The sequence below is a fragment of the Calothrix sp. PCC 6303 genome, from assembly GCF_000317435.1.
Taxonomy (GTDB): domain Bacteria; phylum Cyanobacteriota; class Cyanobacteriia; order Cyanobacteriales; family Nostocaceae; genus PCC-6303.
Genome location: NC_019751.1, coordinates 2644693 through 2669266, shown reverse-complemented (window position 1 = coordinate 2669266; position 24574 = coordinate 2644693). Strand labels below are relative to the sequence as shown.

General features: G+C 38.9%; 23 protein-coding genes. 5 read left to right on the top strand and 18 right to left on the bottom strand.

The genetic code is table 11. From position 1 onward, the window contains the following. Positions 1–71: 71 nt before the first annotated feature. The 3 genes from CAL6303_RS10855 to CAL6303_RS10845 form a co-directional block, all read right to left on the bottom strand. Positions 72–554, bottom strand: coding sequence for a hypothetical protein (locus CAL6303_RS10855; protein ID WP_015197898.1), 483 nt, complete (start codon positions 552–554; stop codon positions 72–74). Positions 555–786: 232 nt separating this feature from the next. Then, positions 787–1320, bottom strand: coding sequence for a hypothetical protein (locus CAL6303_RS10850; RefSeq protein WP_041739402.1), 534 nt, complete (start codon positions 1318–1320; stop codon positions 787–789). Positions 1321–1390: 70 nt separating this feature from the next. Further along, complete coding sequence (locus tag CAL6303_RS10845; protein WP_015197897.1) at positions 1391–1711, bottom strand: hypothetical protein; 321 nt, start codon at positions 1709–1711, stop codon at positions 1391–1393. A gap of 427 nt (positions 1712–2138) precedes the next feature. Between CAL6303_RS10845 and CAL6303_RS10840 the strand changes: the two genes are divergently transcribed. The 4 genes from CAL6303_RS10840 to CAL6303_RS10820 all read left to right on the top strand — a co-directional run bounded on the left by CAL6303_RS10840 (position 2139) and on the right by CAL6303_RS10820 (position 9408). Next, entirely contained in the window at positions 2139–5666 is a 3528-nt protein-coding gene (locus CAL6303_RS10840; protein ID WP_015197896.1) for an AAA-like domain-containing protein, read from the top strand. 27 nt (positions 5667–5693) lie between these two features. Beyond that, positions 5694–6788, top strand: coding sequence for a cellulase family glycosylhydrolase (locus CAL6303_RS10835; RefSeq protein WP_015197895.1), 1095 nt, complete (start codon positions 5694–5696; stop codon positions 6786–6788). Between the two features lie 863 nt (positions 6789–7651). Next, the gene (locus CAL6303_RS29115; RefSeq protein WP_144051031.1) at positions 7652–8614 is read left to right on the top strand and encodes an ArsR family transcriptional regulator; all 963 of its coding nucleotides are present in this window, start codon (positions 7652–7654) and stop codon (positions 8612–8614) included. A gap of 335 nt (positions 8615–8949) precedes the next feature. After that, the gene (locus CAL6303_RS10820) at positions 8950–9408 is read left to right on the top strand and encodes a hypothetical protein (protein ID WP_015197893.1); all 459 of its coding nucleotides are present in this window, start codon (positions 8950–8952) and stop codon (positions 9406–9408) included. Between the two features lie 62 nt (positions 9409–9470). Here CAL6303_RS10820 and CAL6303_RS10815 read toward each other — a convergent pair whose 3' ends face one another. Next, positions 9471–9722 (bottom strand): hypothetical protein, encoded by a 252-nt coding sequence (locus CAL6303_RS10815; protein ID WP_015197892.1) that lies wholly within the window; start codon positions 9720–9722, stop codon positions 9471–9473. Positions 9723–9897: 175 nt separating this feature from the next. On the opposite strand from CAL6303_RS10815, the gene CAL6303_RS10810 reads away from it, so the two are divergent. Further along, on the top strand, positions 9898–13758 hold the full coding sequence (locus CAL6303_RS10810) for a hypothetical protein (RefSeq protein ID WP_015197891.1): 3861 nt from the start codon (positions 9898–9900) through the stop codon (positions 13756–13758). Positions 13759–13967: 209 nt separating this feature from the next. On the opposite strand, the gene CAL6303_RS10805 is transcribed toward CAL6303_RS10810, so the two are convergent. From CAL6303_RS10805 to CAL6303_RS10745, 14 genes are all read right to left on the bottom strand, one after another. After that, the gene (locus tag CAL6303_RS10805; RefSeq protein WP_015197890.1) at positions 13968–14771 is read right to left on the bottom strand and encodes a hypothetical protein; all 804 of its coding nucleotides are present in this window, start codon (positions 14769–14771) and stop codon (positions 13968–13970) included. Beyond that, positions 14771–15850 carry a DUF3419 family protein gene (locus tag CAL6303_RS10800; RefSeq protein WP_015197889.1) on the bottom strand — a complete coding sequence of 360 codons (1080 nt, stop codon included), beginning with the start codon at positions 15848–15850 and terminating at the stop codon, positions 14771–14773. Before CAL6303_RS10800 ends, CAL6303_RS10805 begins: the two co-directional genes overlap by 1 nt. Continuing rightward, the gene (locus tag CAL6303_RS10795; RefSeq protein WP_015197888.1) at positions 15828–16565 is read right to left on the bottom strand and encodes an iron-containing redox enzyme family protein; all 738 of its coding nucleotides are present in this window, start codon (positions 16563–16565) and stop codon (positions 15828–15830) included. Before CAL6303_RS10795 ends, CAL6303_RS10800 begins: the two co-directional genes overlap by 23 nt. 31 nt (positions 16566–16596) lie before the next feature. Next, positions 16597–17553 carry a fatty acid desaturase family protein gene (locus tag CAL6303_RS10790; RefSeq protein ID WP_015197887.1) on the bottom strand — a complete coding sequence of 319 codons (957 nt, stop codon included), beginning with the start codon at positions 17551–17553 and terminating at the stop codon, positions 16597–16599. A gap of 392 nt (positions 17554–17945) precedes the next feature. Then, entirely contained in the window at positions 17946–18680 is a 735-nt protein-coding gene (locus tag CAL6303_RS10785) for a Bro-N domain-containing protein (protein WP_015197886.1), read from the bottom strand. 164 nt (positions 18681–18844) lie between these two features. Further along, complete coding sequence (locus tag CAL6303_RS10780; protein WP_041740419.1) at positions 18845–19525, bottom strand: response regulator; 681 nt, start codon at positions 19523–19525, stop codon at positions 18845–18847. A gap of 273 nt (positions 19526–19798) precedes the next feature. Further along, entirely contained in the window at positions 19799–20464 is a 666-nt protein-coding gene (locus tag CAL6303_RS10775; protein ID WP_015197884.1) for a DUF6753 family protein, read from the bottom strand. Next, positions 20454–20756, bottom strand: a complete 303-nt coding sequence (locus tag CAL6303_RS10770) for a hypothetical protein (protein ID WP_015197883.1) — start codon at positions 20754–20756, stop codon at positions 20454–20456. Before CAL6303_RS10770 ends, CAL6303_RS10775 begins: the two co-directional genes overlap by 11 nt. Before the next feature lie 11 nt (positions 20757–20767). Continuing rightward, on the bottom strand, positions 20768–20926 hold the full coding sequence (locus CAL6303_RS30290) for a hypothetical protein (protein ID WP_015197882.1): 159 nt from the start codon (positions 20924–20926) through the stop codon (positions 20768–20770). A gap of 37 nt (positions 20927–20963) precedes the next feature. Beyond that, positions 20964–21683, bottom strand: a complete 720-nt coding sequence (locus tag CAL6303_RS10765) for a mobilization protein MobD (protein ID WP_015197881.1) — start codon at positions 21681–21683, stop codon at positions 20964–20966. Between the two features lie 5 nt (positions 21684–21688). Beyond that, positions 21689–22147: a hypothetical protein gene (locus CAL6303_RS10760; protein WP_015197880.1), complete on the bottom strand. Its 459-nt coding sequence runs from the start codon at positions 22145–22147 to the stop codon at positions 21689–21691. Next, the gene (locus CAL6303_RS10755) at positions 22140–23264 is read right to left on the bottom strand and encodes a ParM/StbA family protein (RefSeq protein WP_015197879.1); all 1125 of its coding nucleotides are present in this window, start codon (positions 23262–23264) and stop codon (positions 22140–22142) included. The genes CAL6303_RS10760 and CAL6303_RS10755 overlap by 8 nt, the downstream gene beginning before the upstream one ends. Before the next feature lie 464 nt (positions 23265–23728). Continuing rightward, positions 23729–24196, bottom strand: a complete 468-nt coding sequence (locus CAL6303_RS10750; protein WP_015197878.1) for a type II toxin-antitoxin system YhaV family toxin — start codon at positions 24194–24196, stop codon at positions 23729–23731. Beyond that, a complete protein-coding gene (locus CAL6303_RS10745) occupies positions 24189–24524 on the bottom strand; it encodes a hypothetical protein (RefSeq protein ID WP_015197877.1) in 336 nt (111 codons plus the stop codon). Before CAL6303_RS10745 ends, CAL6303_RS10750 begins: the two co-directional genes overlap by 8 nt. Positions 24525–24574: the final 50 nt, after the last annotated feature.

Here is a 24574-nt window from a genome sequence, read left to right as displayed (position 1 = left end):
TCAGGTCTAAATTACGATTTGTTGTGGATGCAAATTAATTACAGAATATCTTCAATTAATTCACTATAGAATTATCGAGGAGGAGCGGGAAGAGAGAATACTTGTATGTTGATATTAGAAGGAAATGGTTCGTTAACTGATTGAGTACCACTTATTTGGGAAGCTTGAGCGCTAATTTGAAAACTACTTGCTCCATAAGCTCCTATTTTGGAAAAATAACGGAAGCCTAAATTATAACTGCAACCTTCAGCGAGAGTATTACCAGTCGCAGTTAATTGTGTTGCTAAGGTTTTCTCCTTGGGAATACTGAATCTACCTGGTTCCGGTTTAACAGGAATAAACTCTTTGAGAGTCACATTAATTGTATTACAGGGAATATTCCCAATATTGGAATTTTCTGCAACTATATTGCCACTAATTTCAGTATTAGGTATCTGTCTGTTTATCTTTTCAACAAATGGTTTTGCATTCGCTATGGTTGTAAAGGTAGCCAGCAAGCTACATGTTAAAGTTGCGATCGAGGCTTGTAAAATTAATACTTTCATCCAGGACATGATAATATCTCCGATATTTTGTGGGGGTAATGATTTGTGCTTTGTGTTGAGTTATATGATTGATTTTTTGTTTGTATGCAGGACATCCTGATTTTTTATACAAAAGTTTTACTAATTAACTCATGCCCATCCAATGAGATTAGATAGAACAAGTCCTCCATCCGCAACATTATTGTGAAAGTATTAGAAACCTAACAAAAGCTTAGTGCTGCTGGGCTTTTGTTAGACACCATCATTGGCATTGACTTGCAGGAAAAACATATCCTTCAACTCTGGCAAAAGTGTACCCTGCTTCTTTCGCACTTGCAGCACCTTCACTGGTTGCAGTGGTGAAATTATCCCCTCTTTGGGCACTCCAATATAAATTTAGGGGTACTGTTCCTGGTTGCTGCTGACGAAAAACATATCCTTCAACTCTGGCGAAAGTGTATCTTGCTTCTTTCGCACTTCTAGCACCTACACTGGTTGCAGTGGTGAAATTATCCCCTCTTTGGGCACTCCAATATAGATTTAGAGGAACTGTTCCCGGCTTTTGCTTGCGAAAAACACATGCTTCAGTTCGTGCATAACTGTAACCAGCTTCCTCTGCACTATTTTTACCCTCTAAGGTAGCAGTTACAAAATTGTCTTCTCTCTGAGAACTCCAGTACAGTTCTAGTGGCACTAAAGGTTGAGTTTCCTGTGCTTTTACGCTTGCAGTCAAGCTAGTAAGTGAAGTAATAATTGCGATCGCTGCTATACTTGCACGATATAAGTTAAATTTCATAATTGCTCCGATTTACTGTTTGTCTGAATTGTGATTTTTAGTTTTTAAATACTTTGAGAAGATGTTGTAATTATTCAATTTCTCCAACAACCATAAAATTGCACAAAAATTCTAGGTCACTCTCATCCCCAATCTGAATGTTTTGAGCTACAAATGTGACCAAAGAAAAGCTCTCCACATCCTGGTAATCAATGTTCCAAAGTGCAAAAATTGTTCCAGAACCTTGCTTGCTGTGAACAGTAGCAGTGACAACAGGTTCGCTGATAAATCTCGGTAATCGAATCTGTGCTTGACGAACATGTTTAGCACTTTCGAGAAGAATCATTTTAGTTGTTCCAGATAAAGAAACGATGTTTTCCATCTGGATAATATATTGATAGTCATAGGTCATATATATTCCCGATCCTCTTTAAGTAGTGTGGGTTTAATTACAGCTTTGGGGTTCAGCTTTACTTGTCGCAACCTCAAAATCATCGCTAATTAACAGTATGTTCTTCTGTTTCATATCTGTAAATACATATAAAGTCAGTATTTTCACTGAGCTATTTTCACTAAAAAAATATTTGTATCTGAAAAATGTCAGCAAATGTCAGAAAATATCAGGTAAGACAAAAAATAGATATTTATTACACAAAAATATTTTAAAGTAGAATTATAAAAATTAATTGTCGTTTAGAGACTTCCAAAAAATAAAATATCCCAACTTAGGTACTATCAATTGTATCAATAATCTCAAGGGTGGGAAGACTCTACCCCTACCAATTCAAAATCCTAGAATGACTTGAAAACCATAAATATAATATTGAAAATATTTCATCATGACACTTTTAAATTACTACAAATTAGGAGGCAGTCTCGAATATCAGCACCCGACTTATGTTGTGCGAGAGGCTGATAATGAACTCTATGAAGGCTTGATAAATGGTGATTTGTGTTATGTTTTAAACTCGCGGCAAATGGGAAAGTCGAGCTTGCGAGTGCATATTATGAAACAAATTAAGGAAGAGGGAATAAAATGCGCTTCCGTCGATTTAACTCGAATTGGTAGTCATGTTACACCCAGTGAATGGTATGGAGGATTTGTTTCCGAGTTATTACGGGGTTTTGGTTTATCGAAAAAAGTGAATTTTGGAACTTGGTGGAGAGAACGCGAATTTTTACCACCAAAGCAACGCTTGAGTCAGTTAATTGATGATGTATTGCTAACAGAGTTTTCAGGTAAAATTATTATTTTTATTGATGAAATTGATAGTATTTTAAATATCAGTTTTAAAGATGATTTTTTTGCTTTTATCCGAGCTTGTTACAATCAACGAGCCGATAATCCAGAATACCAGCGTTTGAGTTTTTGTTTACTTGGGGTAGCAACTCCCTCCGATTTAATTGCCGATAAAAACCGTACACCCTTCAATATTGGTCGAGCGATCGCATTAACTGGCTTTAGATTAAATGAAGTTGAAGTTTTAGGTCGAGGTTTGTCAGGGATAGTTGCTCGACCGAGGATCATCCTCGAAGAAGTTTTATACTGGACTGGGGGGCAGCCATTTTTAACCCAGAAACTTTGTCAACTAATTTGTATTTCTTCAGATTTATTCCCAGAAGGGCAAGAACGGGAATCTGTGGAAAGATTGGTACAAACGCAAATAATCCAAAATTGGGAAGCACAGGACGAACCAGAGCATTTACGAACTATACGCGATCGCTTAACTCGAATTTCCGAGAATCAAGCTGGAAGATTGCTGGGACTATATCAACAAATTTTACAAGCTGGAGAAATACCCGCTACCGATAGTCCCGAACAAACCCAATTACGTTTAACCGGATTAGTTGTCAAACAGACAGATAAACTGCAAGTATACAATCGCATCTATGCAGAAATATTTAACCTCGCTTGGGTAGATCGAGCATTAGAAAATATTCGTCCCTATAACCAAGCTTTCAACGCTTGGGTGAATTCTGATTTTACTGATGAGTCGCGTTTACTGCGAGGACAAAGTTTGCAAGATGCACGAAACTGGTCAGCAAATAAAGGTTTGAGTGATTTGGATCGAAGATTTTTAGATGCGAGTCAGGAATTAGAAAAGCGGGGTATCCAGCGGAAGTTACAAGTAGAAGCGGAAGCAACGCAAATATTATCTCAAGCAAACGATGTTTTATCTGTTGCCAATCATAAAGCTAAACGGAGAATTCAGATTGGAGGTGGGGTGTTAGCATTCGTAATAATTATAGCGATTTTTGTGGGGATTTGGGCAAATAAAATGCTCCAGGAAATACAACTAGAGAAAACAAAATCCTTGAGTATTTCTGCAAATGCCTTATTAAATTCAGATCGAGAACTTGAAGCTTTAGTTGTTGCATTACGAGCAGCAAAACAATTAAAATCATTAATTCACGTAGATACCAATACTCAAGAATCAGTTAGATTAGCATTGGAACGTACTATTTTCAAAATTAAAGAAAAAAATATTTTTGAAAGACATAATGATGCCGTCAGGAGTGTAGCTTTTAGTCCAGATGGTCAAATGATTGCTACTGCTAGTGAGGATAATACGGTTAGACTTTGGAACATTGCTGGTAAAGAAATCCAAAAAATCACAGTCAAAAATCAAATTTTCCGCAATGTAATTTTTAGTTCGGATAGCAAAAAAGTGGCTGCGATCGACTCACAGAATAATGTCACGGTTTGGAATGTTAAAGGACAAAAAATAGTCTCCTTTGCAGGACAGAATGAAGAACAATTTATGAGTAGTATTTGCTTCAGTCCTAATGGTAAAGTAATTGTTACTTCCGGTCAAAAAAATACAGTCACACTTTGGCATATTGATAGTAAAAAAAATAAAACTCTTAATGGTCATAAAGAACCAGTTTGGGCTATTAGTTGCAGTCCCAACGGTACGAAAATAGTCACAGCAGACCGAAGTGGGACATTAATTATTTGGAGTGCAAATGGGGAACAAATCAAAACCTTTAAAGCTAGCAAAAAATCGATTTTTGGTGTTACTTTTAGTCCAGATAGTAAAACTATTGCCACAGCAGCAGCAGACACTACTGTTAAGCTGTGGGATTTGGATGGAAAAGAAATTATTCCCAAAGAACCTCGCAAACACGATAATTACGCAATTAGTGTCAATTTTAGCCCCGATGGAAAAGCGATCGCTTCTACCAGCGCTGATAACACGATTAAATTATGGAGTATAGATGGTAGACAATTAAAAACCTTGAAAGGGCATAAATTTTCTGTTTTCAGTGCTAGCTTTAGTCCTGACAATAAAGCGATCGCTTCTGCAAGTGGTGATAATACAGTTAAACTTTGGGATATTCACAATACAGAGCCTAAAACCTTAATTGAACACCGAGATTCTCTCTGGAGTATAAGTGCAAGTCCCGATGGTAAAACTATCGCTTCTGCTGGAGACGATAATACAGTGAAACTTTGGAATATTGATGGTCAACTGATTAAATCGATCGATACCAATATTAATAACCAATGGAATCGCATTTGGTCTCTCAACTTTAGCCTCAATGGGCAAACTATTGCAACTGCAAATACCGACAATACTATTAGAATTTGGAATTTGAATGGTGAAAATATCAAAACTTTTACGGGACATAAAGACCAAGTAGTTGATATTAGTTATAGTCCAGATAATCAAACTTTAGCTAGTGCGAGTTTTGATGGTACTATCAAACTTTGGAATCAAGACGGTCGAGAACTTAGAACTTTTGCCGGGAATGCAGGTAAAGTTCGCAGTGTCAACTTTAGTCCCGACGGTAAAATTATTGCCTCCGGTCATAATGATGGCACAATTAAACTTTGGAATTTACAGGGTCAAAATCTCAAAATTATTGAAGGACATATTAGCTATATTACAGATGCCAAGTTTAGTCCCGATGGTAAAATTATCGCTTCAGCAAGTCAAGATAAAACCATTAAACTTTGGAATTTAGATGGACAATTACTTAAAACTCTCCCATCTTCTTCGGAAAGTACACAAATGAAACGTCCTGCTAAAAATGGTCACATAGCTCAAGTTACCAAAATCAGCTTTAGCCCTGACGGTAAAATTATAGCTTCAGCCAGCGCTGATGCTACAATCCGACTTTGGCAAGTAACAGATGGGGAAGAAATTAGAACCATCGAGGGAGAGGGATATCCGATCTGGAATCTAATTTTTAGTCGAGATGGTCAAAAAATTATTTCCGTTGATGATAGAGGATTTGTGGAGCTTTGGCAAGCCGAAATCCTAGATTTAGAAAGGTTAAGAATCAGAGGTTGCAGTTGGTTGGGAGACTATCTTCAAAATAGTCCCTATGTAGATGAATCCGAACGAAATATTTGCAAATAAATACTAAATAAAAACCAAGAATACCTTATGGAACGTCGTGAATTTTTAAATTTGGCTGGATTTACTTGTGGTGCAACTTTATTATCTCCCTTTGAGGTTATTGCTAAACCATTCAATCCCCAAAAACCGATTCATCGCAATACTTTTTATACGAAAGGTAGGTTCTTATACGACTCTCTAGGAAACAAAATTGTTTTACGAGGAATTAATCTACCCTTACTAGATGATTGGAATTTTCCTCAAACCGATAAACTCACAGAATTAGCCAAGACGGGAGCTAACGCTGTTAGAATTCAATGGTATAAAAACTATGGTCAAGCCGATCGCCCTAGTTATTCAATTGCAGATTTGGATAAATTTCTGACTAGATGTAGAGCCAACCGTATCATTCCAATTGTATATTTGGCAGATTTAACCTGTAAATCCAATGTAAATTTACTAAATAGCGAGTTAATTCCCTGGTGGACATCCAAACCCGTTTTGAGTGTACTTAAGAAACATCAAAAGTATCTCATTATTAACCTTGCTAACGAATTGGGTGTTTATCGTTGGTCAAATAATCCCACAACTGCATTAAACTCATTTAAAGATGCTTACAAAAATGCGATCGCTAGAATCCGTCAACACTTACAAGTTCCCATTATGATTGACGCACCCGATTGCGGTACGTCAATTGAGGTGTTTACAAAGATCGGCAAGGAATTAATTAATAGCGATCGCTCGCGCAATCTTCTATTTAGCGGTCATGCTTATTGGGCTGGTTATAATGGTATCCCACACCTCAAAACCGCGATCGATGCTAATTTACCGATAGTTTTCGGTGAAATTGCTAATAAACAAGATGAAAACATTAATAATTCAACTTCATATTGCTATTACGACCTTGATGGTACTGGTAAAAACCATGCTCCCCAAAATAATTTTACCTATCAAAAATTGTTGCCGATTTTAAAACAGCAGCAAATCGGTTGGTTTGCTTGGAGTTGGTGGAAAGATAGATGTACAGAGCGACAGATGACAGAAAACGGAGATTTCTCAAACCTGACACCCTACGGAAATGATATTGTTAATAATCCTGTTTATGGATTGAAGGTGACAGCAAAGAAATCGAGCGCTTTTTGATTGATTTACAGCAATTTTTGAGCAAACTCGCCACAAAAATGATTGGAGAACGAATTCCATGATTGGTTTTAATGTTTCTATCTGTGGTACGTTTGATTGCAATTTGCTGTAAAGTTCTCATACTTAAAACATGGGGAGGTGTGGAATCGGGAGGATAAATAACATCAAACTGTATTTGACAAAAGTACGCGAAATAGATCGAGAGTAGATTTTAGGTTCAGTAGTGATGGTGCTTATTTCACAGCAATAAAGCTAAGTAGTCAAAATATTGATGCATTCTGATTATTTAGATGCTTTTAATCTCCGATAGGCAAATTTTGCCGTTCGGTAGATCATTACTAAATTGATTTTCACCGAAGTGCAATTATTGCACTTCGGTAGATTTTAGCTTCAACTTATTTCTAACGTTGACAGTTAAATTTTTGATAGTTGTAAATATGTCTTTGGAAATATGTCGTAAGCGTAAAAAGCCTTTTAGGCATCTTGATTCTAAACAAATTCCCGTAAATTAAGGGTATCTTTCAATCACAAATGTAATCATCTGCTAGTGTGGGAAATGAGCAACTGACTAGGGAACTTTAGTAACAAACTGAATCATCCAAGTATCGAATTACCAAGAAAAAAGACACGGTAGAAAGAGCAAAAATTAGCGCTTTTAACTCCGGTGTCGATGTATCCCAGCATTTTAACAACGTTGTCCAAATGGCGCAAATTGGAAGATTACAGGCTTTTCGAGAAGTGCTGAAAGGTTATTAAGTTATTTAGATATGCTTGCTACATTACAGCTATGAATGGCGAATCACGTAGCTTGCTTCTCACTCTGCTAGTACCGCGAATTGTTTATGATTTCGGAAGTTATAACAATGAGTAAACTTTTACATGACGGACAGCATTTACTCTACTCAACAGAGTTAGCAGTAAAAATCGGTAGGAATGAAGCTATTTGCTTGCAGCAGATACATTATTGGATGAGCATATCTGCAGGCAAAGTGATTGATGGGATTAAATGGTTTTGGAAGACATACCAGGAATGGTCAGAAGAACTGCAATTATCTGTTAGTACGGTCAGAAGAGTAATCAGAAACCTGAAAATGCTTGGGTTAATTGGCATCAACAGACTATCAGCCAAAACTTATTACCAAGCAAATTGGTACACGCTTAACCTTGAGGCTGTAGAAGCTCTTGTCCAAAATGAACACATCGATGCGATCGCGTTGGATAGTTCGATGTGTTCAAAATCAACAGATCATATCAAAGACTTCTCTTCAGAAGAGTTCTCTCCACAACAACACTTTGCTGATGTGGAAGAAAAAGAAGAAGTTGATTATGAGCCACCCCAGATTACTCACTGCGCTGGAGACATAAAAATTCTTGACTCGTTTAGCTCTGAAGATAGTAATGGGGGTCAATTTTCCGGCGGCGAAATTGAAGAAGAAAACGAAGTTGATACGACTTTGGGTAAACCGAATAAATCAGAAATTAGAGAAATTTGTACTGAGTTAAAAAGATTACGCATTAACCCAGACCCTTGTTTGGGGGTGATTAAGAAACATTGGGAGAATGTAGAGAGTGCGATCGCTCGTGTGAAAGAAGCGGTAAATGAGGGATGGTGCAACAATCCCACTGGACTATTTATCAACAGTTGTAAGAAGGGTGAAAAGCCCAAAAATACCTTAGATTCCGGAGTAAAAGCCTGGTTTGAATGGGCAAGAAAAGAGCGGATAGTGCTGGCGATGTCAGAAGGATTAGTTTATACACCAGACGGTAAAGTTGTAGAAATTGACAGAATAATGCAGCAATATCCAAAACCAATTTGCAATTCGTAATTAACTGCGAGCTGCGTAGCTTGCTTCCCATGCTGCGATAGCGGGTACTGAGAATTGCAAATCGAGATGACCGAAGAGGCGGAGGGGCAGGGAGCAGGGAGCAGGGGGAGCAATCCCTGTCCCGTTCGTGGAGCGTCTCGTAGAGAAGCCGTGAAGCGGAGCGGAACATGGGTATCAAGCCCCGCCCATAAGAGAGCGTTCTCGATTGGTCGGAGTACAAGCTCCTTCCAATCCTCCTCCCTGCTCCCCGCTCCCCTGCCTCTTATGTCCCCTCACGGGGGAAAGGATGTGAGATACCAGCATCCACTTCACGCTGGACATAGGAGATATCGAAAATGGAAAATACTCAAATCGTATTGAATACTCTCATCATTGTTTTAATGTTAGCTTTTGCAATATTAATCACTTATGATTTCTGTGTAGGTTTAGTGGATTTGTGGGATTGCCAAAGTCAAGGCTCAAATTCATTACCTTCCAAGCCAAACACAGAAATAAATAATACGCTTCCTTACCTTAAACCAGTAGCTAAATTTGTACCAGTAAATACAGTACGAACTAAGTATTTGATTATGAATACAGCTAACAATGTTGACATTGAATCACTTCAACAATTAATTCAAAAGTTACCGCAACCTCGTATTCGTACTGCTGCGCGAAGGTTGGGTATTGCAGACAGGGTTGATGGGAAATATCAAAAGTTAGCAGTTTTGAGAACACAAATCGAAGCCAAGTTAAAAACCCAACCCCAACAGGTGGAAAGGATATTGAATGAAATTAAAGTACCTGCGAACTAAGCAAATTCCCTAAAAATGAATACAAGTAGACAGATTTTCAAGTAGTAATCTGTCTACTTCTTTCAAAGAAAATCCCCATCTTCTGTGGCTGATTTCGACTGGACTTTTAATTCTTCCCAATCTACAGAATTCCAATATTCTTCCATTTTTTCATCCCATTCCCGTGATAAACGTAGATACTCTTCTCTTTCTGCTTCCGCAACAGCACGTAATGATAAATCATCACAATGAATTGCACCTTCAGCAATCAAATCTCCAAGATTATCAGTGTCCCAAACCGAAGTTTGTAATACCGTTGGTTTTAATCCATCCATAATTTTATCTCTTAATAGTACATAAATACCAGTTAATGTAAATTATATCAATATTTAATGAAATAGATTTGATTTACGTCATTAGTGATAGATAAATTATTTACTAAGGGCTTACTTAACATCAACGAACTAATCAATAAATTGGGAGATGAAATTATGAATTGAATCATTGTTTATGGCAATTACCCTCGAACACTTCTGCACTAAAACGGGTAAACCAATCATCGCTAATGGTGAGCCAGTTATAGAAAAAATCGAACACTGTCTAGCAGAATATTTTGCTCCCAACGCCACGTTTAAATTGGGAGTTGTATATCAGGGATTGACGACAGAAGAAGATTTGAAGCAATTTATACCCCAAGGATTGAGCTTGGAATTTTCAGCCGATCGCCGCTTCTATTTTATGGATGAAGGGTTGCGAGAAAAGCTTTTTGACCAAGCTCACTTTGGTGCTGCATACGGCTCAAATTTGTTTACACCTTGCAAAAGCTTCTCGGAACGGGAAAATTTACGAGTTTTGGTAGTGGATGCAAACACCGGAGAGAATGGTGGGGTGATGCCTAATTATGATGCGATCGCACTTGTTGGTGACGGTGATGGGAAAATAGATGTAAGGCTTCATGCATCATTAGGAAATCAAGAATCAACGCCATTTCAAACCCGTTTTGGTATTAAACAAAGACGTGCCAGGTTAGATGTAGATGAGGAAAATCAACCACTTGTTAAAACTTGGCAATTGGGAAAAGGTACATTCGCTCCACGGGATTTAAGCGAGATAGGGAATGGTTATGATTTAATTATTTCCTCCGATCAACTTAAGGGACGAACTGTGGGGGAGCGGGAGCGCGAGGAATTGGGAGAGCGTGGGAAAATTGGATCGATAAAAACAGGTAATGCAGTTGAGAAATATTCCTTACCTGTAAACTCCCCCACTCCCCCCATCCTCCGCTCTCCTGCTCCTCTTCAACCGGGGGAATACATTATGACAATGGGGATTGGGAATAAAACTGATGCTTATTACGGTATCACTTCAACTGGCGCTCAATTTTGGAATTCTTTTCCTGAAGGTGTTAAAAATGATGTTCTTCCCCTATTAGAAAGACGTTTAGAAGAACTTAGAGATATTGCCGATGACCCTCGAAAAATTGCTCAAGATTATGTTAACGCAATGGATGCTCGATTTAAGCATCAGATACAATCTCTGATGGAAAATGAGGATTTGATTGATTTTGACAACTTGGATTTGGGAGATATTGAAAATCAAATTGATGAGATGTTTTCATCAAGTAATAGTGAGCATAATTTAATTTATCGAATTTTGAGAGCAGATTTAGAAGGTCATTATCAATTATTAGAGCATCCCAAAATTATAGATAAACTTCAGGAATATTTGCGCGAGCAATATATGGATTGTGCCACGGGGAGGTTTATTAAATTTGACTCAGCGATGGCACAAACTTGTCATGATTTAGCAACGAATGAGGTTTGTTATCCTAAATTTCCTGACGGTGCAGAGTTGATTGTTTATCGTGGTCCCACTGCGAATTCTAACACCGTAGATGTTTATATCAATCGCCATTTACCAAACGAACCTCATGACATTGGTACAATCAAATTGTCACCCCAGGGATTAAAGCATTCGCTGTCCGATTGCGACGGGGATAGGATGGCGATCGCACTCTCATCTCAATTCCCCCACACCGCAACCGAGATTAAGCAAAAACAAATTCAAGAAAATCGTTATGCGGAGATTATTAAACCAGAGAAGCAAGCCTATACAGGTTCTTTTGAACAAATTGCGTTAGATGCGATGGAAAACAAAATTGGTTTGGTTGCCAATTTATGTATGAAGGGAATTGCGCTGGAAAATGAGTGTGTCTCAATTCCAGATGGGGAAGCAGGGAAATTTATTCGGAATATTTCCTGTGCTGCGGTAGAAATGTTAAAAGCCGAAAATCAGGGTTTTGGTCAAATTAAGTATCCCGAAAATCTGCGATCGCATATCGTCGAACTTGCACAATTATGTCCTCCTACGAATCGAGAGCAAAATCAAAACTATACAATTCCAGAATTAGGTATTAAAAATTTATTAGAAAAAATAGGTAAGTTTTACCACGATGTTGCGGGAACCTTGGGAGGACAGCTACAAATCGAGGTTGACCGAGGAAAAAGTGCTAATCGTTCCAATCCAGAGGTTGTTAATGCTTGCAATACTATTATTAAAAGCTTTGATGTTGCACCTTGGGTTGAAGAGAGAAAATCGGCAGATGTGTATACCAAAAGAGATATAAACAGCAAAGGTCATGGTGCGATTGATATGATGGCAAGGATGACCAACAATGCTTTTACTGAAAATGCAATAACCGCACGATCGACTCAACAATTTCAGGATTTATTCAAAGGAGTTGAGTTTACAGCCACTCAAAAAGCAAGCGCAGTCCAAATCAAGAAAATATATGATTCGTTAATTCATCGAGCGATCGCAATCGGTCGGGAAGCCGAACAATCTCCAGGTTTAAAGATTGTCGCTACCAATTCTCAAGGTCAGCAAATTGAAATTGTTGGTTTAGCTGAGAAAAAGCATCCTAATATTTTTGATGACAGAAAACTCGATATTACGCTTGTTGAGAATAAAAGTCCCTACAGTAAAAGTCAGAATAAATGGATTGCGATCGCTCCTGTATTTGATGAAGAGGGAAAGCCGAAGTTAAAAAGTAATGGTCAGCAGCAAAGTAAGCATTTAGGATATATTTCAGAAGCTTGTTTACAGCAATTTCATGGTAGTCTAAAGCAATTTTCTGAGTTTAGAAACCTGACGAAAGAAGCTATACCGGGATTTGCACCAAGTCAAGTTAAGGCAGCTTTTACACAAGTAAGGGAGTATGCGATCACTGCTAGAGAAAGTATCCCCGATTTAGAAAAAGAAGCAGTTGCAGCAGCGATGTGGCAAGCTTCCACCGCAAGTAAGGAAGATGTAGAGCGAGGTTTTAAGAAAACATCGGCTGCTTTTGCCATATTTGGGGAGGAATTAGTTGGAAGACTCGATAAACTACAATTTACCGAATTTGCAGTCGTGGGAACCCACAAACCTAGTAACGAGCATTTGGGACGTAAATGGGTGGGAGAAAAAGTTGAGTGTCACGTAGAACAATTGCCTGACCCTGCAAATCCAGACCAGAATAAACGCTGGTTGGTGGCTGAAAATAAGAAATTGGGAGTATTTCGCAGTGAATCAGCACAGTTGCCAATCGGTACATCTTTTACCGCAGAAATTACTTCTCCACCTAGCGCATCGGTAATTATTACGAGTACCCAAGGAAATCAATTAAAAGTCGGACAGTTGAAAAAATATGCTTTTCCAGAAAGAGAATGGAAAGGGGAAGATGGGGTAATTATAATTAAAATTGCTGAGAATGTTAAAGCGAGCGCACCTCTTGTTTTTATTGACGATAAACCCTTGGGTGTAATTGATAAGGAATCTTTTAAATTATTGAGTGAAAGGTTAAATGCAAGGGGTATTAAAATTGATGGATTTAAGTTTCAAGGAGTATTAGAACCAGCACCAGTGACTATCGCCAATATTAAAGTTGACCCGGAAACGATTCGATATCCTCAAGTTTGGACTAAGGAAGAAGTTTTGGTTAGAGAAAAGAAAATTAAGGCTAATGAGGAATTGAGCGATCGCATTAAAGCACCTGTGTCACCAATCGAACCAGTTCAGCGAGAGAAGTGGGAAAAACAGATGTTAAAGCAGGCGATCGCGTGTTTGAAAGAGAATCCTGCAAATACTGGTGAGGAAATGCAAACAGCGACTTTTGGGGACGGGAAGTATCGAGCGATCTATCACGAACCGTCGGAGATGTTGCGGGTTGTTGATGAGGTTGGTAATCGTGGAACTTTGTACAAACTACGGAGAGAGGAAGCTGTACAGGTATGTAAATTTACATACGAGGAGAAGCGAGATTTTGAAATATTAACGGTGGAATCAAGTCAAAAATTTGTCAAACCAGCATCAACAAATTTTCAGAGGGAGTAAGTAGTTAAACACAATTAATTACACAGTATTAAGGCATGAAACCCTTGTCCAAACTAGATCCTTGTGTGTAAATAATTCTGCGCGATTACTTAATTGAAACTTTTATTGCGATCGCTAGCCCAGTTCCGCAGCACAAACCTAATCTGACTGGGCTTTATAGCGATTTTTTAGTTTCCTGTTCCGCAGTAGCAAAAGTAAGTCTTCAGCGATTAAATATCACTGGTTAAAATAAATCGCCAGTCGCTATTATCCATCCCATGACTAACAATACTTGCAGTGGCGTTAGGGAAAATCGCTTTCTGAGCGAGTATTCTCGTAAATTCGTCACTACTAGGTATACAGAACATATGAGTATAGCCTGGTATCACTTCCGACATCCCTTTATGAGCATTTGCTGCCCATTGAACATGAGCAAGAGGCAATATATTATTCGTACTTAGCAATCGCAAGTCTTTGATTCCTTGGAGTGATAGGTAAGAAATATCTCCTTGGTATTCTTTGATTAAGGGGGCAATGCTATTCATTGTTGTGGCATCAAGGCTGTAAATTCCTAACTGGCTAGATGCTGTAAATTTTACTAATGAGTACCTTTCTAAAATTTGTACTAAACGGTTGGTGCTACCATCACCAGGATTCATCGAAATCAGATAACCACTAGCACATTCGCGAATTCCATCATAAATAGCTTGGCTAAGAATTCTTAGGGATAAGTGTCTTTTTTGGTAGTTTGGATGAACTTTTAAATCACAAAGATACCAGGCTTCTTTGGGGAAAGAGCCTTGTTGGTAGGGAATTTGTCGCAATACACCAGCCCCAACTGCCGCAATATTTTCGTTATCGCACATCGCATAATAATTAACTTTACCAAGACGGTCGAAAAAAGCAAAATAATCGCTGCCGTGGTCAATTTGAAAAAAATCATCGCCTAAAGGATATGTGGCAGTTTTTTCGATGGCAACAATTCCTGGTTGATACAAGTGCCGTTCTTGGTTCGTTATCCGGTGAAATCTCATTATCTTTTCCACCCAACGACAACTTCACGATAGAAAAATGAACTGTCTGACTCCAAAAGTTCGCGGCTGAAATTTTCATCAACGAAAATATGTGCAGCCATCAGTGATGCTAAATGATGGTCGCCGTTAAGTCGTCTGCCAATCAATGCACCACCGGGTTTCAAAACATGCACTGCTTGAAGTAGCATATTATCTAGGTCTTGAGGCGGCATCCAGTCGGAAATATTAGAAAATTGGATCAGGTCAAAGGGTTTATCAGCACCCAACTCGATCATTTTTTCGACAAAAGTGCCTTGATGCAATTTTAATCGCTCGGTTCCAAGTTGCCGAATCGAAGTTTGGACTAATGGTTGTAGGTAAAGCGGAACTCCATCAATTTCGTCTGTGTAAGCATCGCACCATACTTGTGTGATGAAATAGTTTTTTGTGGAAACAAATTTTTGGAGTGAATGAGCAAAAACATCCGCAAAATGTTCACCAAAGCTTCGATCCATCGAGTAATTAACAGCAGCCTCCCCAAAAATAACTGCAAGTTTATCACGTTCAAATACATTCTCAAAAAGTGAGCGCCATTGAGGACTTTCAATTGCCTCTTGGGTTTTGTTGAGTGGGTCAAAACCAATCTCAGTAAAGCTTGCTGACAATTCACGAAATAATTGTTCAAATTTACCAACTCGGTTGATGCCAAAAGCGATTTGCTGCTCCCGTGCATCCCAGTAATTTCTGGTTGAAGTTGGTAGTTTAGATGCAATCTTTTTATATAACTTGATTCGTTCGGCTTCAGAAGTTGCTTTGTTTGCCCCAATTAAGTCTAATTGGGCTGCGATTGGTAAATTTAATAATGCTTGTCGTCGTAATTCAACTAAATGAATTTGTGCCGGATTCAAGTCAACGGCTGCGATTTCTGCCACTTCCGAAATCGAAAGTAAACTTAGTACCGTACAGCCTCCTGATGCAATTAGCAACAATCGTAACGGATGGTTTTGAGTTTGAGCTAATTGCTTGATAACTCGCATTTCGATAGTTGGATCTTCACGAACTTGAGAAAATGCGATATCAGAGGGTGGGGCATAAATCACTGTAAAGTCTCCAAAAATAGTAAGCACCGAGAACAAGGGCTTGGGCAACATGCGATCGCGTTGTTGTTTCTCCCCAAGCTGGGTTTGCCATGTTCAACAAATCTCTAGCATGTTCGGTATCAAGTTTTTCGTGATTTTTGTAATGGGACTGGCTACCAGGAATTGCCCAATTTCGTTCGCTGATAATGCGGGCGATATTTGCACTAATTCCCACATACAAGTATTCAATTATGCCTAACATCGCGGCTCCGGCTTCGGGACTTTGAGTTAAACAAAAAGATAAAATTGATTGGTTGAAAGCCAAAACTGAGGTTGAACAGGGTGTATTTAACTCAACTTCATTTGCTCCCAAAGCTTGTAAATATTCCTGAAAGGTAAATTTATGGGAACGTAGAGTATTTCCGTAGCCATGTTCTTCGGCGATATTCGCAAATATTAATAGTCGCGCTTCCAGGGTGGGAATGCGTGCGAGAACGGCAGCTAATGCTTGGGGAAAGAACTCTACTGCATAGCGAAATGGTAATTGGCTGTTCAGAAAATCATCGCGCTTAGTTACGGAATCATCGCTCCAGATAAAGTAGGGATGCTGGCAAAAATTATAAGTTGTCGCCACTTGTGCCACAGCCATTTCTAAAGTTGGTAATTCTATTAATTCTGCCCAAGATAATTCTGGTGTTTTTGCGTTCGCAATTTGCTTTGGTTTCAATATTTGCATAATATATATATTCAATTTTTTTTAGATAAAGCTATTTTTTTATAACAACACTTCCAACAGGGGATTTCCTGAAGCTAGCGAGAACAAAATCGCATACAAATGATAGATATGAAGGAATGAATGGTGCCTGAAGTGAGATGAGTTCATCCTTGAGTTCTTGATGCAATTTCGGTAAATTATACCAGGGTACACCAGGGTATAAATGATGTTCGAGATGATAATTCTCGTTACACATAAAAAAACGTGTTACTGCATTGGTTGTAATCGTTCGCGTGCCGAGAATTGGGTCGAATTCATGTTCTAACAACGTATGCTGACTCATACCACGAATATTTACCATTGTATTAATAAACATCATTGGTATTAACCAGCCAGAAATAAGTAAATCCCTCTCAATCGGAGAAAGAATTAATGCTGTAGTCACAATTCCCAACAATACAACTTCAATCACAATCCAAATCTTGTCTGCGGCATTGCCTTGACGAAATCCTAAAATTGGAATTACAACTAAATAAACTGGATAACCAATAATTAAGCGTCCCCAGTGCATTAAAAATTGCAACCAATTCCACTTCGTATAATTACTGTAATGGTCTGGGTCGCCTTTTAAGCCCAGATGTTGATGATGTTGGAGATGTAAAACTTTATAAGCTGAGTAATTTTGTCCAACAGGTAAAGCACAAATAATACTAATAATGCGATTCCAATGGGGGTTTTGGTGAAGAACTCCATGCACTCCCTCGTGGGTAAATAAACTAATGCCATGTAATGAAGCTGCTGCCACTACATACAAGGGTAAACAAGCAAGGTAGTACCAATTACTTGTAATTGTTTGGGATAGTAAAAAAGCAGCATCAGCAGCTACAACGTACAAAGTGAGAAATATCAATATGCGCCAGTTATGACTGTGGCTGACATTAGTATGTAATTCCTTGAGTATTTTAGGGTTAACCAGTGGCTTTTCCCACTGGTAAGTGCTATTTTTCATTTTATGTATTATTTTATTATTAGATATTGTTTAGCACTACTAATGCATCGACTTCTACGGGGCTATTACCTCGCTTGTTACTTCTAAGGATAGTTGCGGCAAATCACGAATGTAAGGGTTTACTGTGCAACTTTTTTAACTGGATGTTTGCGATAAATTCCGTAGTTACGGCTATTAGGAACGCACTTATTAGGGATGTTAGGACGGAGCGCGAAGCTTGCGCGACATAATTCGTTCGCCCATCATCATCTCAGGTTTGCAGCATCAAATCCTTTATCCACAAGCTTTATATTGTTACTGAGTGATAAAAAACCCCTAGTTGTGATAAGTAGGGGTTTTTATCATCTTAAGGCAATTAGCACGTTTTCTTATCGGCTTGCAGTTAGTAGTTTTTATCCGCAATTTCGACACCAAGTTTCTATCAAATTTTTCAACTGCTCCGTTACAAGGTACAACCAAATATCTCGCATCGTACCATTGCACAAACGTCTTTCCTGTTTGCGAACTAACTGGTGTGTTTCGGCATAGCGCGACACAAATTTACCTAGCTGAGTGCGTAAGCTTAAATCGCGTGGAATATGGCTGTAACCAATTGATTCAGCTATCTCTGCTACTCCTTGCCAGCGTTCTGTTTGTGCAGATAATTGTGGTTGTATCCCAAATATTTGATTGCTTACTAAATCTTGAACCGCTTGATTAATTCTTGGATTAGTCGTATCAATACCAATCACAGAGAGCGCGTTCACAAAATTAACCAAACGAATATCTGTTGGTGGAAGTGGAAGAATGTTTTGGGGTTGCGGAATCTCATATTTCCCTGTCTTACGAATGCTGGGTAGTACTTCATGAAGTACCCATCTTTGAAAACGTTTTGCCACGGGCTTGCGCGACTTAAAAATCAAGCGATAAAGCCCAGGCTCAGTCACAGTCAGCATTTGCTGTTCCCCTCCAAGGGTCTGTATACTATATAGACCCTTTTCGTCTTCGTCGTAATCTCGCAAAATATTCCAAGCCTGCCCGTTTTCAAGTACATCGCAAACGTCTTGAGCTATCCATTCGGGGCAGTCTTCAGTCCCTACAAACCGAACTTGTTTTGACTCAAATTCAAAAACCGATAAACTAGACATCGTGCATTACCTCTGATAATGTACTGCCCGTGGATTGAATTTCACCGGACGCTTAACCAAATACTCAAGCAATAACTCAGGTTCGCAACATGAAATCCATACCTAATAAGCTTTATAGCCAATTCTAATAGTTCTAGGTTCGCACTCACGTCAGGCTATGCGGATTAATTCAACAAACCGTAACGCAAAGCATGAACCGCAGCTTGGGTACGGTCTTCTGCACCAACTTTAATGAGAATATTCCGAACATGGGCTTTCACAGTTCCCAGAGTGATATACAATTTTGTTGCAATTGATGCATTCCTATTCCCATCAACAATCAACTGCAATATCTCTAATTCCCTCTCAGTTAACGTGTATAAATCTTCCATTTCTTCATCAAGATAATTATCCGAGTAATGGGAGTTATATCTATCGAAATTTTTCTTGACTTGTTCGAGTAAAAAATGTGCGATCGCAGGGTCAATCCAAGTGTGACCACAATAGGTCAGATGTATAACTTCGATAAGTTTCTCGAAGCCAATATCCTTCATACAGTAAGAATTTACACCCGCAGCAAATGCTGTTAATACGGTTTCTTTACTATCACGTAGAGTTAAAATGATAACTTTTATTTCTGGATGACTTTGTTTAATTTCCTGCGTTATTTGAATTCCATCTTTATCGGGTAAACCAATATCGATAATGGCAATATCAGGTTGTAATTTATTTAATAGATGTAATCCATCTGTTCCATTAGTTGCTTCTCCCACAATTAAAATGTTGTCATCTCGCTTGAGTATTGTTCTAATGCCGATAAGAGAAAGTTCATGGTCTTCAATAAGAACCACACGAATTTTATCCATATTTTGAGAGTCGGATTGTTGAAATTTTACGAGTGAATTATTTTCCGTTTCTATCACAGTGTTGTAGCTGTTGGAGTGGCTATCAAAATTGATTTCTGTCATTTCATTTTTTCTCCAAGATTGAATTGGGAGGGAGAGATGGGGAGAGAGAGAGTGAGGGAGGAAATTGGGAATTGGGAATTGGGAGTGAGAGAGGAAGGAAATTAAAAATATAAGTTGCTGTTGCTTCTTATTTTCCTCGCTCTCTCACTCCTGCACTCCTTCCCTCCTTTATTAAGGTGGTTTAACTCGCAATAAGCAATAATCACTTTGACCAGTAATATGTTGTCTTTTCTCTTTGGTCACTACAGCCCTTTGTTCCGAATTTTTGGTACAGTTTAAATTGCTCAAACTCTCAGAATTCCAAGTCAGAATATTCCACGCTAACTTCCCGCGATCGCTTTTTAACCACCGCAAGTTTTCCACCTCCGCAACTGTCAGTAACTTCGGTTTCGCTTTTACATATCCCCCATCTAACCAAACAGGAACGGATAATCCAGCCAAAACACCAAATGCGATCGCAACCACTAACAATCCCATCGCTGGTAACATTACCCCCAGACGACTGCGCTCTTTTGACTCGCAATGTTGAATTAATCGGTCAACCATCTTGCGGATTTCCACCTCCTGACCACTTACAGCAGTACGTTTTGCCTTCTCCAAGTGGTCGTAAATTGCTTCTGACCAGCGTTTAAATAGGTTATCTAGCTCGTTAGGTTTATCCTCCAACAACACCTGAAGTTGACCAGTTGCCAGCATAATCAGGAATAATGGGTCACTCGTCGATAGACCATGTTCGACTGCTACTGCTAAAACCCGTCTTTGAAAATCTGCATCTTTTCCTTCCAGTAAGCGATTCAAATAACTTTCGTTTTTCACTTGTCGCAAACTATGTACCATATTCCATTCCTGTTTGTTGCTTAATTTCGGTTTTATCAACTTCTATTTCTTGTTCGCTATTTCTAATTCGTCGATAATCTTCCGTCTCTAATTGACTCAAAATCATCTCAATCTTGAGAGCATCAATATCATTCAACCCATGAATAACATCAGTATCGAAGGTTGCAGTGAAGATCGTATGTTCATCTTCAGAGTCACGCAACACAAAATAATTTTCTTCTGCATATACAGTCACAGTTCCAAAAGGTACAAATACAAATTCGTTAGTTTTTTGACTTTCGTACTCATTCATAACTCTTTCAGTTAAATTGATTTGAGCATCAAATAACCAAGATTAAGCAATTTACCATCTTCTGTAGCAAGAATATATAGTCTCCCCATATATTTCTCTTCATCACTGGTTATCACATTCCCATTAAAAGATTGATCCGTCAAATATAAAGGTTGAAGTTTATACTTCATAAAACTACCCTTTTTTATCTATTGATGATTTCAAAAGTTATTTTTTCTTTGCTTGCTTATCCTTTGCCCACAATTGAGTATTTTCAATCGCACAATTTGATTCTTCTAAAAATGTCGATAGTCGTTGCTGGGACATTATGGGCATTGTTTCTTCAATTTCTGGCGCATCAAATCGGAATTTCTTAGAATCGATGAAATATCTGTCTCCCGGATAGAGTAACGGGAAGTCAATTATTTTGAGAGTATTTTTGTGTTTATTCTTGAACTCTTGGTAGTTAATATCATCTTCTAGAAAACTCCAATCGTCGGTTTTAGCCAAATTCCTAACCAAGACATGGAGCATCTTATCTTTATACAAATTCATCGATTGATAAAGCAAATCGATAGATTCAAAACCCCCATCACAAACAAACCACTTACAAATATCCACACCATATTTATCTGCGACTTCTAACAAGCGTCCTCTACTTATCCAGTTATTGACTCTTGGAAATACGTTGGCAGGTAAATTCACAATAACGGGTTGTTTCCTGGCTAATTCAAAGATGATATCTGCTCTATCCCCTTTATTTACAGCTTCGCTAAATTCGGCATCAATCGCATAGTCATAAAACCTTTTAACATCTTGGTTAGTAATATCCGTATCAACTAAAGCATGTTCGAGCTTTTTAGCGATCGCATACTGCACCATTACACGAGCAAACAGCGACTTACCCACACCACCTTTTTCGCCATCGATTAAATGTATTCTCGCCATATTGTCTAATCAAAAGTTTCGCTATCTGTCGTCATTCCTGCTAAATTCCACATTTTCAAAGCGCTGTTATCTACTTCATTGTGAATATTTTGCAGAGGTAATTTAGCTTCTAAAGTTAATTGCTTTTCCAAGTGTGAGTGAGTTATTTCTGATAAACCAAATGCAGTACACAAAATCTGAGCAATAATAGCGGGGTCTACTTTTATTGCAATAGACACATAGCGAAGATGGTTTGCAATCGCATTCACTCCATCCAGAAATATCAACTCCAAGTTTTCGCGGGAACAGCTACCCTCGTTGTACAGTGCCAAAGGCATGTAATAAGCAGTCAGAGCAGTCATTATCAGCATGGTTTTAGTTTCAAATGGATGCAAATTCTGGTTTTGAATGTAACTCAGTAACTTCGCTTTATCTGAACTAATTAGTGTTTGATAACGCCATTCAAAATCCTTTTTCCTACCCATTTGCTGCTTCCTCCCTCCTTGCTGCTCTAACTTTGATACTGTGGTATACAGACAATGCCCATACATCAGCCAGACGACTACCCAGCCATTGTTCATTTAAGTTTGATGGAATTTCTACGCCTCCATGCCAAACTATAGGTGTTATTGGAAACACAGTATCTAGCTCTTCTCGTAAATAATCAGCTGTACCACCACAAATAATCACCTCGTCTAATTCGTTGCGTGATGGCAATACTTCCTTTAGCCAATTCGTGAGTGCGATCGCATATTCTGCTCTGGAGGAATGGACGGCAAGTATGATTTTCTCGATTTCTGTATTTCTATGATTACTGGAACTGCATAGATGATGGAAATGTTGGGGTTTAGGTTCGCTGCCAGCAGATATAATAGCTCTGATTAATTCCTCTGCTGCCAAACCAGACGTGCGATCGATGACTAAATCCAGCATCTTGGACATGCCCAAATTAGTAGTTTTTCCCCGATTCAAAATACCCCGCCGCGATATCATTACGGAGGCATTGCGATACCCTAACATCACTAAGGCGATAACTTTGCGCCGAATTGCTTCACCTGTGTTTTTACAATACATCGCATAGATTCCACCACCCTCTGGAAAGCACTCATAACCAATCAAATTCGCCTTTAGTTCTCCTGTTGGTGTCTCAAATTCAGCTAAAGCATCCCTGAGCATCGGTTTCAGCAACGCCGAATCTTCAAATTCTCCTGGTGGTAGCAGCAGCGCGATAGAAATGTCGAAGGAGTCGGGTAACTTGAATTTTTGCTTGATTGCCCACACAACAGCCAGGGTTTTGTACAAAGCCAGTTCATACTTGCGTGGTTTTAATCCAGGTGTGGCGTTGTATGTACTCCGTGCCAAGTATCCCACCGCTCGATAATCTTCACCAATTCCCACCCAAGCTGTGTTTTCTGGATATGCATTACCCAGATTGCGAGTTTGGAATGCCAGAGAGATTTTGGTTGCTTCGATAACAGAGGGTTCCATCCAAATAGCTGTTGGCTTGCCACCTCGGATTTGTGCGATTCCCTTAGTTCCGCTCCCACCAAAGTCAAGTGTTAAAGTCACTTCGGGGTGTACTTGCCTGTTTAATCTACCCATGAGTAATTGTCCTCAAGAATTAAGGAAGAAGACAGAGGGAAGAAGGAAGTAAAACAAATGATTAAGTAGCGAAGTTAAGTTACTACGTTAATAGGTTTTCCCATCGCTATAAATGTCTGTTACCTCTCAATACACTTGTGATCAATAAGGTAAGTTGAGTTTAGCGCTTCTTCCTTCTTACTTCTTTCTCCTTCCTTCGTAAAATTGCATCTATCTTAGGGTAGCAACGGGAAATACTTCGCAGGATATACCAAAAGTCGGTATTACTTCTATCACTATTGACGTAACTTGATTACTAGGGATTTAGTTGGGTAAAATTGTTTATCATCCAGCTAGTAGATGATTTTTCCCTGCATTTTCCCTTCTACTTGGTTCTGCGCTGCTAGTGCTTTATTGCGTGTTTTTCGGGGGAAGCAAGCAGTGATGGCATCCGTTTTTATTTTTGGGGAGAATATTTTTAGATTTTAATCGAGTTTATCCTGAGTTTCCCCTGGTTCTTTAATCAACTCATCCAAACTATCGGGAAATGTCCCCCGTGCCACCATCTTTGTAAACACTTGATAACAGTCATCTTTCGCTCCTTCTTTGCGGGGAAATCCTAACCACAAAATCACAATCGACTTTAATTTTGGGGTATCAAACGCTCGAAAAAATAACCGATATCTTTCCGGTAAACCCATTTTCTTTACTCGTCCATAGCGTTTTAATGCTCCCGTCAAAGCAAAATGACTTGCAAGAGGATCGGAAGGAATTTTGGTTTCGATGGCAATAGTAATTGCAGCGAATAACTTTACCGTTGCATGGGTTTTAAACTCGCTTTCTGGTAACTTTTTCCGCAGTTCGGAAACACGGTCAAATAATTCTTGATATTGAGTACCAAATAGTTGCGGGTGAAAATAAATCTCCCAATCATTACTGACAAACTTAGCCATCTGACAACGACTCGTCCTCTAATTCCACACCCTCAATTAATCTATGTGCAGCCTCGGACATCTCGGTTGTATAAGGTTGCAGGTTATTATTTTTCAATGCTTCCGTCGTGGCGAAATCGAGAAACAGGCGCATCATCAAGGAATCGTCTTCGTCTTCAGATTCCAGCGATTTGGGAATAATTTTGACTATTGCGGTATCGGGCGACAATACTTCTATCCAACCTGAAGCATTAGCAAACTGGGGATGTTCGCGGTAAAACTCTGCTGGTAAGCGAAATCCAGCAGAGTTACCAATTTTGGTGCTGCGAATATTGTAGGAGTTACTCATTATGTATATACGTGATGTACTTACATGATAGCGAAATTTTGAGGGAATAC

Bases quoted from the DNA above. Each gene is read 5' to 3' on its own strand.
- CAL6303_RS10855 (WP_015197898.1), bottom strand. From the start codon at position 554: ATGTCCTGGATGAAAGTATTAATTTTACAAGCCTCGATCGCAACTTTA.
- CAL6303_RS10850 (WP_041739402.1), bottom strand. From the start codon at position 1,320: ATGAAATTTAACTTATATCGTGCAAGTATAGCAGCGATCGCAATTATT.
- CAL6303_RS10845 (WP_015197897.1), bottom strand. From the start codon at position 1,711: ATGACCTATGACTATCAATATATTATCCAGATGGAAAACATCGTTTCT.
- CAL6303_RS10840 (WP_015197896.1), top strand. From the start codon at position 2,139: ATGACACTTTTAAATTACTACAAATTAGGAGGCAGTCTCGAATATCAG.
- CAL6303_RS10835 (WP_015197895.1), top strand. From the start codon at position 5,694: ATGGAACGTCGTGAATTTTTAAATTTGGCTGGATTTACTTGTGGTGCA.
- CAL6303_RS29115 (WP_144051031.1), top strand. From the start codon at position 7,652: ATGAGTAAACTTTTACATGACGGACAGCATTTACTCTACTCAACAGAG.
- CAL6303_RS10820 (WP_015197893.1), top strand. From the start codon at position 8,950: ATGGAAAATACTCAAATCGTATTGAATACTCTCATCATTGTTTTAATG.
- CAL6303_RS10815 (WP_015197892.1), bottom strand. From the start codon at position 9,722: ATGGATGGATTAAAACCAACGGTATTACAAACTTCGGTTTGGGACACT.
- CAL6303_RS10810 (WP_015197891.1), top strand. From the start codon at position 9,898: ATGGCAATTACCCTCGAACACTTCTGCACTAAAACGGGTAAACCAATC.
- CAL6303_RS10805 (WP_015197890.1), bottom strand. From the start codon at position 14,771: ATGAGATTTCACCGGATAACGAACCAAGAACGGCACTTGTATCAACCA.
- CAL6303_RS10795 (WP_015197888.1), bottom strand. From the start codon at position 16,565: ATGCAAATATTGAAACCAAAGCAAATTGCGAACGCAAAAACACCAGAA.
- CAL6303_RS10790 (WP_015197887.1), bottom strand. From the start codon at position 17,553: ATGAAAAATAGCACTTACCAGTGGGAAAAGCCACTGGTTAACCCTAAA.
- CAL6303_RS10785 (WP_015197886.1), bottom strand. From the start codon at position 18,680: ATGTCTAGTTTATCGGTTTTTGAATTTGAGTCAAAACAAGTTCGGTTT.
- CAL6303_RS10780 (WP_041740419.1), bottom strand. From the start codon at position 19,525: ATGGATAAAATTCGTGTGGTTCTTATTGAAGACCATGAACTTTCTCTT.
- CAL6303_RS10775 (WP_015197884.1), bottom strand. From the start codon at position 20,464: ATGGTACATAGTTTGCGACAAGTGAAAAACGAAAGTTATTTGAATCGC.
- CAL6303_RS10770 (WP_015197883.1), bottom strand. From the start codon at position 20,756: ATGAATGAGTACGAAAGTCAAAAAACTAACGAATTTGTATTTGTACCT.
- CAL6303_RS30290 (WP_015197882.1), bottom strand. From the start codon at position 20,926: ATGAAGTATAAACTTCAACCTTTATATTTGACGGATCAATCTTTTAAT.
- CAL6303_RS10765 (WP_015197881.1), bottom strand. From the start codon at position 21,683: ATGGCGAGAATACATTTAATCGATGGCGAAAAAGGTGGTGTGGGTAAG.
- CAL6303_RS10760 (WP_015197880.1), bottom strand. From the start codon at position 22,147: ATGGGTAGGAAAAAGGATTTTGAATGGCGTTATCAAACACTAATTAGT.
- CAL6303_RS10755 (WP_015197879.1), bottom strand. From the start codon at position 23,264: ATGGGTAGATTAAACAGGCAAGTACACCCCGAAGTGACTTTAACACTT.
- CAL6303_RS10750 (WP_015197878.1), bottom strand. From the start codon at position 24,196: ATGGCTAAGTTTGTCAGTAATGATTGGGAGATTTATTTTCACCCGCAA.
- CAL6303_RS10745 (WP_015197877.1), bottom strand. From the start codon at position 24,524: ATGAGTAACTCCTACAATATTCGCAGCACCAAAATTGGTAACTCTGCT.